The following is a 12,681-nucleotide window of genomic DNA, read 5'->3' on the forward strand; positions in this document are numbered from 1 at the left end:
AGCCCAGTTATTCTGTAGTCAGATAACAAAAAACCCCGATAAATCGGGGCTTTAGATAACTGAACCCTATAGCCGCAACTGCGGCCTGGAGAACCTTCCGAAAGAATTTTTTTCAAATCCAGCTACGAAGGCCTAAGTCTTCACAGTATATTTGAAAAAGAACTCTAAGGGAAAGTGGTTGCGGGGGCCGGATTTGAACCGACGACCTTCGGGTTATGAGCCCGACGAGCTACCAGGCTGCTCCACCCCGCGCCTGAAACGTGGCAAATTTTACGCGTTTTGAGTAAAAAATGCAAATAATGCTGGGATTTGGTACCGAGGACGGGACGTAAAATCGGCCTGTAGTATAAGGAAGAAAGTAACATCTTGTCAACCTCACATTCTATGCAGCGGACAGGCAGTAGTGCTAAGCGTAATCTATCGTGCGCGACAGTCGCAGGAGGTGAGGATTTTTCACTGAAAAACGCACGAATCACTTCCGGTAATGCGCAAAAGATGATTAAATGAAAACTCATTTATTTTGCATAAAAATTCACTGAGAGCGAAAAAGCGTTTTCTCCATCAGTCTATCAAAGCAGGGTTTTACTTTATGACGACGATTCTCAAGCATCTTCCGGTAGGTCAACGTATTGGTATCGCCTTCTCCGGCGGTCTGGACACCAGCGCGGCGCTGCTGTGGATGCGACAAAAAGGGGCAGTGCCTTATGCCTACACTGCTAATCTTGGCCAGCCTGATGAAGAAGACTATGACGCCATCCCACGCCGTGCCATGGAATACGGCGCAGAGAACGCCCGTCTGATCGACTGCCGTAAACAACTGGTTGCAGAAGGTATTGCCGCTATTCAATGTGGCGCCTTCCACAATACCACTGGCGGCCTGACCTACTTCAACACCACCCCACTCGGCCGTGCCGTTACCGGCACCATGCTGGTTGCCGCCATGAAAGAAGATGGCGTGAACATTTGGGGCGACGGCAGCACCTATAAAGGCAACGATATCGAGCGTTTCTATCGTTATGGCCTGCTGACCAATGCCGAACTACAGATTTACAAACCGTGGCTCGATAGCGACTTCATCGATGAGCTGGGCGGTCGTCATGAGATGTCTGAGTTCATGATCTCCTGCGGCTTCGACTACAAGATGTCCGTTGAGAAAGCCTACTCCACCGACTCCAACATGCTCGGTGCAACGCACGAAGCGAAAGACCTGGAATTTCTTAACTCCAGCGTCAAAATCGTTAACCCGATTATGGGCGTGAAGTTCTGGGATGAGAACGTGAAAATTCCGGCGGAAGAAGTAACGGTGCGTTTTGAACAGGGTCATCCGGTCGCGCTGAACGGCAAAACCTTCAGTGATGATGTTGAAATGATGCTGGAAGCCAACCGCATCGGCGGACGTCACGGCCTGGGCATGAGCGACCAGATAGAAAACCGTATTATCGAAGCGAAAAGCCGCGGCATTTACGAAGCTCCGGGAATGGCGCTGCTGCACATCGCATACGAACGTCTGCTGACCGGTATCCACAACGAAGACACCATCGAGCAGTATCACGCGCATGGCCGTCAGTTGGGTCGCCTGCTGTACCAGGGCCGTTGGTTCGATTCTCAGGCGCTGATGCTGCGTGATTCTCTGCAACGCTGGGTCGCAAGCCAGATTACCGGCGAAGTCACGCTGGAACTGCGTCGCGGGAACGACTACTCCATTCTGAATACCGTATCTGACAACCTGACCTATAAAGCAGAGCGTCTGACGATGGAAAAAGGCGACTCTATGTTCTCTGCCGAGGATCGTATCGGCCAGTTGACCATGCGTAATCTGGATATTACCGACACGCGCGGTAAGTTGTTTGGTTATGCGAAGACCGGCCTGCTCTCTTCCTCAGCCGCCAGCGGTGTGCCACAGGTCGAGAACCTGGAAAACAAAGGGAAGTAATCGCCTCCCTTGCGATGCATCTAAAAAGCCGCGTAAGCGGCTTTTTTTGTGGGCAGGTTGTACCGACATCTGGCGGTTCTGCCGCGAGCACAACGCCTGATACGCTGCGCTTATCAGATCTGGGATTAACTACAGACGAAAAAAAAGACGCTTTTCAGCGTCTTTCTTTCGGAATATTGGTACTGAGGATGGGACTCGAACCCACAAGCCCGTTAGGGCACTACCACCTCAAGGTAGCGTGTCTACCAATTCCACCACCTCAGCACGGATACTACTTTTAGTGTGGGATGTCGCTGGTCGGCTGAGCCGGTGCAGCAGGCTGAGTTTGCTCAGATTTCGGCGCGCTCAGATTTTCCCACTCGCTTCCTTTATTGGTCTTGTTGCTATTGATGTTGCCCAGCGCCAGACTGATGATGAAGAACAACGTCGCCAGTACTGCGGTCATGCGGGTCATGAAGTTACCAGAACCACTTGAACCAAACAGCGTGCCGGAAGCGCCTGCTCCGAAGGAGGCTCCCATATCAGCGCCTTTACCTTGCTGCAGCATAATCAGACCGACAAGGCCAATCGCTACAATAAGGAAAACTACCAAAAGAGCTTCGTACATAATCAACCTGTTCCTTGCGGAGTTGCCGCATACCAATTGCTTCGACCAATTAAAGTGGGTGTTTTTAATGTTTCCCACTGAAGCGGGTGTGAATACTAACCAAAGCGAATCACCTTCGCAAGGGCAATTTTATTGCATTGTATCAACTGCGGAAAAAAACAGCAAAAAAGCATCTTTTGTCGAAATGAAAGGCGGCAACCGCCGCCTTATTAGTCACTTATCGCAGCGATTAGACTGCTTTTACTGCATCGGCGATGCGATTCGCGAAAGCGATAACCTGCGCTTCGTCTTCGCCCTCGACCATCACGCGGATCAACGGTTCAGTGCCGGATTTACGCAGCAGTACGCGGCCACGATTACCCAGCGCAGCTTCCACTTCCGCCGTCACGCTTTTAACCGTTTCATTTTCCAGCGGGTCGCCGCTGCCTGCTGTGAATCGCACATTCACCAGTACCTGCGGGAACATTTTCATCCCGCTGCACAGGTCATGCAGAGACATATGGTTGCGCACCATCGCTGCAACGACCTGTAGGGCCGCCACGATACCGTCGCCAGTGGTGGTTTGATCAAGCAGAATCACGTGACCGGAGTTCTCAGCACCGATGCGCCAACCTTTCTCCTGGAGTTTTTCCAGCACGTAACGGTCGCCCACTTTAGCGCGCACAAACGGGATCCCCAATTGCTTGAGCGCCACTTCGAGACCCATGTTGCTCATCAGTGTCCCCACCGCGCCACCGCGCAGTTTGCCCTGACGCAGGCCTTCACGCGCGATGATGTAGAGGATCTGGTCGCCGTCGACTTTATTACCCTCGTGGTCGACCATTATTACGCGATCGCCGTCGCCGTCAAAGGCGATGCCAAGATGCGCTTTCTCTGCCAGCACACGGGCCTGCAGGGCGCGCACGTCGGTTGCACCGACTTCCTCATTGATGTTGACGCCGTTCGGCTCACATCCAATGGCCACAACCTCTGCACCCAGTTCACGAAATACGTTTGGCGCAATGTGATAGGTCGCACCGTGAGCGCAGTCGACCACAATTTTCAGGTCGTTCAGGCTCAGTTCATTCGGGAAGGTGGCTTTACAGAACTCGATATAGCGGCCAGCAGCATCCACGATACGGCTGGCTTTACCCAGCTCCGCGGAATCCACACAGCTAATCTCTTTTTCCAGTTCCGCTTCAATCGCCTCTTCCACTTCGTCCGGCAGTTTGGTGCCGTCGATAGAGAAGAATTTGATGCCGTTGTCGTAGTACGGGTTATGGGAGGCCGAGATAACAATCCCTGCCTCGGCGCGGAAAGTGCGCGTCAGGTAGGCGACGGCTGGGGTCGGCATTGGCCCGGTAAAGGAGGCGGAAAGCCCCGCAGCGGCCAACCCGGCCTCGAGAGCTGATTCAAGCATATAACCAGAGATACGCGTATCTTTGCCGATGATGATTTTGCGCGAGCCATGGCTGGCCAGTACCTTACCCGCCGCCCAGCCCAGCTTCAGCACGAAGTCAGGCGTAATTGGCGCATCGCCTACGCGGCCACGGATACCATCGGTACCAAAATATTTACGTTTACTCATAGCGTTTGTTTTCCTTGGCTGACAACGTAGCTTCCACCACGCGCATCGCTTCTACAGTTTCTTTGACATCATGGACACGAATAATATGCGCCCCCTGCATTGCGGCAATCACCGCACACGCCAGGCTGCCGCTGAGACGCTCGGAGGGCCCGACGTTCAGTAGTTGCCCAATCATCGATTTGCGCGACATCCCAACGAACAGCGGAAGGCCAAAATGATGAAATTCGGACAGACGTGCCAGTAATGCATAGTTATGAGAGAGATTCTTACCGAAACCGAACCCCGGGTCGAGGATCAATTTCTCTTTTCCGATACCTGCCGCTTCACAGCGTGCGATATGCTCAATAAAGAAGCGATTCACATCGTCAAAGACGTCATCATATTTCGGCGCTTCCTGCATGGTTTTCGGATTACCCTGCATATGCATCAGGGAAACCGGCAAACCGGTTTCGGCCGCGGCGGCCAGCGCGCCAGGTTCCGTCAGCGAGCGAATATCGTTAATGATATGTGCGCCCGCGCGCGCGGATTCACGAATGACCTCCGGTTTCGACGTATCAACAGAAATCCACACCTCAAAGCGCTGTGCAATCGCCTCTACGACCGGGATCACGCGCGCAAGCTCTTCTTCCACGCTGACTTCGGACGCCCCAGGTCGGGTGGATTCTCCCCCCACATCAATAATCGTCGCCCCGGCGTTAATCATCAGGTTAGCGTGCTTCACCGCCTCCACTAACGTATTGTGCGTTCCGCCGTCGGAAAACGAATCCGGCGTGACGTTCAGAATGCCCATAACGTGAGGGTGAGAGAGATCCAGCGTGGAGCCCTGGGCGAAGAGTTTCATGGCTAATCCTTTCGATTCTTGTTTTGAATGTAAAAAAACCCTGAGGCAAGCCTCAGGGTTTTAGATGATGCTACGTTATCAAGCGCAGATAACTTATTTGTCGCCTAACTGCTCTGACATGGTGTTGCCCGGATTCGGCGTGCGCGGTTCATCGACCGGACGCGGCGCTCGCGGGGTGCCATTGTTGTCAGAGTTGTTGGATGAACCCGGTTCTTCCCAGCCGGCTGGCGGGCGAACATCGCGACGGGCCATCAGGTCATCAATCTGCGGCGCATCGATGGTCTCATATTTCATGAGGGCATCTTTCATCGCGTGCAGGATGTCCATGTTGTCATTAAGCAGCTTACGCGCACGATCGTAGTTACGTTCAATGAGCGATTTTACTTCCTGATCGATGATACGCGCGGTTTCATCAGACATATGTTTCGCTTTCGCCACAGAACGACCCAGGAACACTTCGCCCTCTTCTTCCGCATACAGCAGCGGGCCGAGTTTGTCGGAGAAGCCCCACTGAGTGACCATGTTACGCGCCAGGTTGGTCGCGACTTTAATGTCGTTCGACGCACCGGTAGAAACATGTTCCACGCCGTAGATGATCTCTTCCGCCAGACGGCCGCCGTACAGCGTACTGATCTGGCTTTCCAGTTTCTGACGGCTGGCGCTGATCGCGTCGCCTTCAGGCAGGAAGAAGGTTACACCCAGCGCACGACCGCGCGGGATAATCGTCACTTTATGCACCGGATCGTGTTCCGGCACCAGGCGACCGATGATCGCGTGGCCTGCTTCGTGGTACGCGGTCGATTCTTTTTGCGCTTCCGTCATCACCATGGAGCGACGTTCCGCACCCATCATGATTTTGTCTTTCGCTTTTTCGAACTCAACCATCGATACAACGCGTTTGTTGCCACGAGCCGCAAACAGTGCCGCTTCGTTGACCAGGTTCGCGAGATCTGCACCGGAGAAGCCTGGGGTACCACGGGCAATAATTGCCGCGTCGATATCCGGCGCCAGCGGTACGCGACGCATATGAACTTTCAGGATCTGCTCACGACCGCGAACATCTGGCAGGCCAACCACAACCTGGCGGTCGAAACGGCCAGGACGCAGCAGCGCCGGGTCGAGAACATCCGGACGGTTAGTCGCCGCGATAACGATGATACCTTCGTTACCTTCGAAGCCATCCATCTCAACCAGCATCTGGTTCAGGGTCTGCTCACGTTCATCGTGACCGCCGCCCAGGCCTGCGCCACGCTGGCGGCCTACGGCGTCGATTTCATCGATAAAGATGATGCACGGTGCCGCTTTCTTAGCCTGTTCGAACATGTCACGCACACGAGATGCACCCACACCGACGAACATTTCTACGAAGTCAGAACCGGAAATCGTAAAGAACGGAACCTTCGCTTCGCCAGCGATTGCTTTCGCCAGCAACGTTTTACCGGTACCCGGAGGGCCGACCATCAGGACGCCTTTCGGGATTTTACCGCCCAGTTTCTGGAAGCGGCTCGGCTCACGCAGATATTCAACCAGCTCAGCCACCTCTTCTTTCGCTTCGTCACAGCCTGCGACGTCAGCAAAGGTGGTTTTGATCTGATCTTCCGTCAACATGCGCGCCTTACTCTTACCGAACGACATGGCACCTTTGCCACCGCCGCCCTGCATCTGGCGCATGAAGAAGATCCAGACACCGATCAGTAACAACATCGGGAACCAGGAGATGAAGATAGAAGCCAGCAGGCTCGGTTCTTCAGGCGGTTCGCCAACCACTTTGACGTTTTTGGTCAGCAGGTTGTCGAGCAGCTTCGGATCGTTAACCGGGATGTAAGTCGTGTAACGGTTACTATCTTTCTTGGTAACGTTGATCTCACGTCCGTTGATACGCGCTTCGCGAACCTGGTCCTGATTGACCTCTTGCAGGAAGGTAGAATAGTCCACCTTGCGGCTATTCGACTCGCTGGGCCCAAAGCTCTGGAATACTGACATCAGCACGACGGCAATGACCAGCCAGAGTATTAGGTTTTTCGCCATGTCACTCAAGGGATTAACCTCTTATTACAACTGTGTTAAAAACAGCGTCAGGATACTCTATATCCAGTTTCTTTCAAACTTTCATCTGAAATTCCACCGTCTATGGTTTTCGCCCGGTCGCTACAATGTACACTTCACGCGAACGTGCGCGTGAAGAGTCCGGCTTACGAACTTTCACCTTCGTAAACAGGGAGCGAATTTCCCTTAGATACTCATCGAAGCCTTCGCCCTGGAACACCTTCACTACAAAATTACCGCCTGGCGCTAATACATCACGAGCCATTTCAAGCGCCAGCTCCACCAGATACATGGCGCGGGGGATATCCACCGCGGGTGTTCCGCTCATGTTTGGTGCCATATCTGACATGACAACTTGTACCTTACTGTCACCCACGCGTTCCAGTAACGCTTTCATTACGAGTTCATCACGAAAGTCGCCCTGAAGGAAGTCCACGCCAACGATTGGATCCATAGGTAAAAGATCGCAAGCGATGATGCGGCCTTTGCCGCCAATCTGCGTGACCACGTACTGTGACCAGCCTCCTGGAGCAGCACCGAGGTCGACAACCGTCATCCCCGGCTTAAAAAGTTTGTCACTTTGCTGTATTTCATCAAGTTTAAACCAGGCACGGGAACGTAACCCCTTTTTCTGTGCCTCTTGAACATATTTATCGCTAAAGTGTTCCTGAAGCCAGCGACTCGAGCTGGCAGAACGCTTTTTACCTGTCATTTAACTTTCCCATCGGGGCAGAACATCGTTGCCATGCGGCGTAAATTTCAACGCACTATTTGGCGATATATGGGAGATGGCGGTAGAATGACCCGTTTTCAATCCCAACGTAAGCAAAAATATACGATGAATCTGAGTACTAAACAAAAACAGCACCTAAAAGGTCTGGCACATCCGCTCAAGCCTGTCGTCATGCTTGGCAATAATGGTTTGACCGAAGGGGTACTGGCCGAGATTGAACAAGCGTTAGAGCACCATGAACTTATCAAGGTGAAAGTCGCGTCAGAAGATCGCGAGACCAAAACCTTGATCGTGGACGCTATCGTGCGCGAAACCGGCGCCTGTAACGTACAGGTCATCGGTAAAATGCTGGTGCTTTATCGCCCGAGTAAAGAGCGTAAAATCTCGCTGCCACGTTAAGAATATCCTAAAATCGCACACAACAGTGTGTAAAACGAGGGATTTCCTTCGCGAAGGCTAGCAACATGCCACGCTCTTCAGCTTGATAAAAGGCCGCTATGCGGCCTTTTTCTTATCTTTACAATGCATCAGCATCAGTGTGCCGGGCAACCGTTAAAGATATTCTACCTTGATGATTTCGTACTCCACTTCGCCGCCCGGAGTACGAATGGTTACGACATCATCCTGCTCTTTGCCGACCAGACCACGCGCGATCGGTGAGTTCACAGAAATCAGATTCTGCTTAAAGTCCGCCTCATCATCACCCACAATACGGTAGGTTTGTTCTTCGTCCGTATCGAGGTTCAGTACGGTGACAGTGGAGCCAAAAATCACGCGGCCATTGTTAGGCATTTTGGTGATATCGATCACCTGCGCGTTAGACAGCTTAGCTTCAATGTCTTTAATACGACCTTCGCAAAAGCCCTGCTGTTCGCGCGCGGCATGGTATTCAGCGTTCTCTTTCAAATCGCCATGCTCGCGAGCCTCAGCGATTGCCGCAATAATTTCAGGACGGCGCACAGATTTCAGAAAATCGAGTTCTTCACGCAGTTTTTCTGCGCCACGAAGGGTCATCGGAATAGCTTGCATTTGTTATACCTCTTGAACATTCCTGTTGGGAGCAGTTCACCCCACTCCGGCTCTAAGCCCGCCTGACACCGCCACGCGGCCAGGCCAGAAGCAAAAGAAAACCGACCCGGGCACAAAGTCCCAGGTCAGCAGCAATTTCTCATTTGATGCGCATTTTACCCTGAAGTTCACTATGGGTCATCGTTTACTTTACAGGGCGTTGCGCCGTAGTATGTCGGCTTGTTTCCAGGTTGTTAGCGCGGGATTATGCGATTTTCCAGATTTATCATTGGATTGACCACCAGTATAGCGTTTAGCGTCCAGGCCGCGAATGTTGAAGAGTACACCAGTCAACTTCCTGCAGGGGCCAATCTTGCTTTTATGGTGCAAAAAGTGGGCGCTTCAGCGCCAGAGATTGACTACCACAGCCAGCAGATGGCGCTGCCTGCCAGTACGCAGAAAGTGATCACTGCGCTGGCGGCATTGTTACAGCTTGGCCCCGATTTTCGCTTTACCACGACCCTTGAAAGTAAAGGCAGCGTCGACGACGGTACGCTAAAAGGTGATCTGGTAGCGCGATTTGGCGGCGATCCGACGTTAAAACGTCAGGATATCCGCAATATGGTAGCGAATCTTAAAAAAGCAGGCGTACAGCGAATCGAAGGTAACGTGCTAATCGACACCTCGATTTTCGCCAGCCACGACAAAGCCCCCGGCTGGCCGTGGAACGACATGACCCAGTGCTTTAGCGCCCCGCCCGCTGCCGCGATTGTCGACCGTAACTGCTTCTCGATTTCTCTCTATAGCGCGCAAAAAGCGGATGATTTAGCGTTTATTCGCGTCGCTTCCTATTATCCGGTGACCATGTTCAGCCAGGTTCGTACACTGGCGAAAGGCTCCCCTGACGCGCAATACTGTGAGCTGGATGTGGTGCCTGGCGATCTCAACCGCTACACCCTGACCGGCTGCCTGCCACAACGCCCGGAGCCGCTGCCATTGGCCTTCGCCATTCAGGACGGGGCAAGCTACGCCGGTGCAATTATCAAAGATGAACTCAAACAAGCTGGAATCACCTACAGCGGCACATTGCTGCGCCAGACGCTCGTAAACGAACCGGGTACGGTGATCGCAACGAAACAGTCTGCGCCACTGCACGATCTGCTTAAGATTATGCTGAAAAAATCAGACAACATGATCGCCGATACGGTCTTCCGCATGATTGGACATGCCCGTTTTAACGTACCAGGCACCTGGCGCGCTGGTTCCGATGCGGTTCGTCAGATTTTACGCCAGCAGGCTGGAGTGGATTTGGGCAATACCATCATTGCCGATGGTTCCGGGCTTTCACGTCATAACCTGATTGCCCCCGCGACGATGATGCAGGTGCTGCAATATATCGCTCAGCATGATAATGAGCTGAACTACATCTCCATGCTGCCGCTCGCCGGCCATGATGGGTCGTTGCAGTACCGTGCGGGCCTGCATCAGGCAGGTGTTGATGGAAAGGTGTCGGCGAAGACCGGCTCATTACAAGGTGTTTATAACCTGGCCGGTTTTATCACCACCGCCAGCGGCCAGCGAATGGCATTCGTTCAGTATCTTTCGGGCTATGCGGTGTCACCGGCAGACCAACGTAACAGACGTATTCCGTTGGTGCGGTTTGAGAGCCGATTGTACAAAGATATTTATCAGAACAACTAAGCGGCAAACAAAAACCCGGCCATCCGGCCGGGTTTTATAAGATTAACGCTTGTAAATGAACTCAACGCCTTCTTCGTCGTCTTCGTCCCAGTCGTCATCCCACTCTTCATCATCTTCTTCGACAGCCGCTTCTTCAAGCTGCTGACGGTGGTAGTCATCCCACATGAACTCAACTTTCTCCGGCTGTTTCGCTTCTTCGGCAGAAACAATCGGGTTCTCGATGATAAAGGTCATGACGTCCCAGCACAGGTCTTTTACCCCCTGCTGACTGGCGGCGGAGATCAGGTAGTGTTTACCTTCCCAACCCAGCGCTTCTGCAATTTCCTGAGCCTTCGCTTCAGCTTCCGCTTTATCCATCAGGTCGATCTTGTTGAAGACCAGCCAGCGCGGTTTACCAGCCAGGTTTTCGCTGTACTTCTCAAGTTCGCCGATAATAATGCGGGCGTTCTCAACCGGATCGGAACCGTCAATTGGCGCGATGTCGATGAGGTGCAGCAGCACGCGGCAACGCTCAAGGTGTTTCAGGAAACGGATACCCAGGCCAGCACCTTCCGCTGCGCCTTCGATCAGCCCCGGAATATCGGCAACAACGAAGCTTTTCTCGTTATCCATACGCACCACACCGAGGCTTGGCACCAGGGTGGTAAACGGATAATCCGCCACTTTCGGCTTCGCCGCAGAAACGGCGCGGATGAAGGTGGATTTACCGGCGTTCGGCATCCCCAGCATCCCGACGTCGGCCAGCAGCATCAGTTCCAGTTGCAGATCGCGCTTGTCGCCCGGTGTCCCCATCGTTTTCTGACGCGGAGTACGGTTAACGGACGATTTGAAACGGGTGTTACCCAGACCGTGCCAGCCGCCTTTTGCCACCATCAGACGCTGACCGTGTTTGGTCATATCGCCCATGGTTTCACCGGTGCCCTGGTCGATAACACGGGTACCAACCGGCACTTTAACGGTGACATCTTTGCCGCGCTTACCGGTACAGTCACGGCTCTGGCCGTTCTGGCCACGTTCAGCACGGAAAGATTTTTCGAAACGGTAGTCAATCAGGGTGTTCAGGTTCTCGTCCGCTTCCAGCCAGACATCGCCGCCATCACCGCCATCACCGCCGTCCGGGCCACCGCGTGGAATATATTTTTCACGGCGGAAGCTTACGCAACCATTACCGCCATCACCTGCTACGACCAGGATCGTTGCTTCATCAACAAACTTCATTTTACTCTCCGTAAATCATTCGCCTGAGCGGGGAACAACTACAACCGCTTCACGCTTACGCCACCGTCCCCAAAGACGATGACCAATGGCGGAATACATTGCGCCCGCAACCACGACAAACGCACCGAGATAACCAATTAGGTTTAGCATCGGTCTGGCGAAGAAATCGGGCCAGGCCATTGATAATAAATCTGAAAATAACAGTGTAAACAGTGGAGTGAGCGTCACAATCGCGCTCACCTGCGCCGCCTGCCAGCGAGCCATGGCTTCCGCCAGAGCGCCATAGCCAACCAGCGTATTCAACCCACAGAAAATAAGGCAGGCGAGCTGCCAATCACTGAGCTGATGGATAACCGCGGGCTTTGCCAGTGGCAGCAGCGCAACAGTACATAAAGTGTACAGCAAAAACAGGATCTGTTGTGACGCCAGGCGCCGCAATAACACCTTTTGCGCGACGCCGTAGCTCACCCAGACCATCGCCGCCCCGACCCCAAAGATAACGCCCCAGGTGTAATCGGTGAGACGTGTGAAAATCTCGACCAGACTGGTGTTGAAGAACATCACCAGCCCGCAGACCAGCATGATAGCGCCGATAATCTGCGTACCGCGCATTTTCTCTTTGAGGATAAATACGCTGGCAACCATCATCCCGACTGGCGAGAGTTGCCCAATCACCTGCGAAGCGGTCGGACTGACATATTGCAGCGAGGAGCTGAAGAGAACAAAGTTCCCAAACAGACCGCCCGTGGCAATCGCCAGCAGCACCAGCCAACGCGGGTTACGGAAAATTCGCAGCGGCGGCAGCTTACGCTTCAACGTAAGAATGATACCGAGGCCCACACTGGCCATTAAAAAGCGATAGAAGACAACGGTAGGCGGTTCCATGACCTCCAGCACTTGCTTCATTGCAATCGGCAAAGCACCCCAACATATCGCCGTGGTGAGCGCCAAAAGAATACCAATACCTGCCTGCTGCTTCATACCGGATTCCCTGTCTGGGGATTTTTCGGGCGTCGAATGTAAAAAG

At 53.2% G+C, this 12,681-nt stretch carries 11 protein-coding genes and 2 tRNA genes; 3 read left to right on the plus strand and 10 right to left on the minus strand.

The features are described 5' to 3' along the window. Positions 1-175: 175 nt before the first annotated feature. Positions 176-252: transfer RNA gene (locus VSR74_RS11035), tRNA-Met, on the minus strand. Positions 253-589: 337 nt separating this feature from the next. Here VSR74_RS11035 and argG point away from each other — a divergent pair. Next, entirely contained in the window at positions 590-1,933 is a 1,344-nt protein-coding gene (gene argG / locus VSR74_RS11040) for an argininosuccinate synthase (RefSeq protein WP_347794778.1), read from the plus strand. A gap of 177 nt (positions 1,934-2,110) precedes the next feature. On the opposite strand, the gene VSR74_RS11045 is transcribed toward argG, so the two are convergent. The 6 genes from VSR74_RS11045 to rlmE all read right to left on the minus strand — a co-directional run bounded on the left by VSR74_RS11045 (position 2,111) and on the right by rlmE (position 7,706). Continuing rightward, positions 2,111-2,197 (minus strand) — tRNA-Leu (locus VSR74_RS11045). Positions 2,198-2,210: 13 nt separating this feature from the next. Continuing rightward, positions 2,211-2,540 (minus strand): preprotein translocase subunit SecG, encoded by a 330-nt coding sequence (secG, locus tag VSR74_RS11050; protein WP_347794779.1) that lies wholly within the window; start codon positions 2,538-2,540, stop codon positions 2,211-2,213. 229 nt (positions 2,541-2,769) lie between these two features. Further along, on the minus strand, positions 2,770-4,107 hold the full coding sequence (gene glmM / locus VSR74_RS11055) for a phosphoglucosamine mutase (protein ID WP_347794780.1): 1,338 nt from the start codon (positions 4,105-4,107) through the stop codon (positions 2,770-2,772). Next, positions 4,100-4,948: a dihydropteroate synthase gene (gene folP / locus VSR74_RS11060; protein WP_347794781.1), complete on the minus strand. Its 849-nt coding sequence runs from the start codon at positions 4,946-4,948 to the stop codon at positions 4,100-4,102. The genes glmM and folP overlap by 8 nt, the downstream gene beginning before the upstream one ends. A 93-nt stretch (positions 4,949-5,041) precedes the next feature. Beyond that, entirely contained in the window at positions 5,042-6,976 is a 1,935-nt protein-coding gene (gene ftsH / locus VSR74_RS11065) for an ATP-dependent zinc metalloprotease FtsH (protein ID WP_347794782.1), read from the minus strand. Between the two features lie 100 nt (positions 6,977-7,076). After that, positions 7,077-7,706 carry a 23S rRNA (uridine(2552)-2'-O)-methyltransferase RlmE gene (gene rlmE / locus VSR74_RS11070; protein ID WP_061281660.1) on the minus strand — a complete coding sequence of 210 codons (630 nt, stop codon included), beginning with the start codon at positions 7,704-7,706 and terminating at the stop codon, positions 7,077-7,079. Positions 7,707-7,832: 126 nt separating this feature from the next. Here rlmE and yhbY point away from each other — a divergent pair, with 126 nt between their 5' ends. Then, complete coding sequence (gene yhbY, locus VSR74_RS11075) at positions 7,833-8,126, plus strand: ribosome assembly RNA-binding protein YhbY (RefSeq protein ID WP_041686369.1); 294 nt, start codon at positions 7,833-7,835, stop codon at positions 8,124-8,126. A 153-nt stretch (positions 8,127-8,279) separates the two neighbouring features. On the opposite strand, the gene greA is transcribed toward yhbY, so the two are convergent. Further along, the gene (gene greA, locus VSR74_RS11080; RefSeq protein WP_015962844.1) at positions 8,280-8,756 is read right to left on the minus strand and encodes a transcription elongation factor GreA; all 477 of its coding nucleotides are present in this window, start codon (positions 8,754-8,756) and stop codon (positions 8,280-8,282) included. 246 nt (positions 8,757-9,002) lie between these two features. On the opposite strand from greA, the gene dacB reads away from it, so the two are divergent. Beyond that, positions 9,003-10,436 carry a serine-type D-Ala-D-Ala carboxypeptidase gene (gene dacB, locus VSR74_RS11085; protein ID WP_347794783.1) on the plus strand — a complete coding sequence of 478 codons (1,434 nt, stop codon included), beginning with the start codon at positions 9,003-9,005 and terminating at the stop codon, positions 10,434-10,436. A 42-nt stretch (positions 10,437-10,478) separates the two neighbouring features. Here the strand turns inward: dacB and cgtA are convergent, their stop codons facing one another. Further along, entirely contained in the window at positions 10,479-11,654 is a 1,176-nt protein-coding gene (gene cgtA, locus VSR74_RS11090; protein WP_347794784.1) for an Obg family GTPase CgtA, read from the minus strand. A gap of 15 nt (positions 11,655-11,669) precedes the next feature. Continuing rightward, positions 11,670-12,635 carry a DMT family transporter gene (locus VSR74_RS11095; RefSeq protein ID WP_347794785.1) on the minus strand — a complete coding sequence of 322 codons (966 nt, stop codon included), beginning with the start codon at positions 12,633-12,635 and terminating at the stop codon, positions 11,670-11,672. Between the last annotated feature and the right edge of the window lie 46 nt (positions 12,636-12,681).

The organism is Pseudocitrobacter cyperus (assembly GCF_039889165.1).
GTDB lineage: Bacteria > Pseudomonadota > Gammaproteobacteria > Enterobacterales > Enterobacteriaceae > Pseudocitrobacter > Pseudocitrobacter cyperus.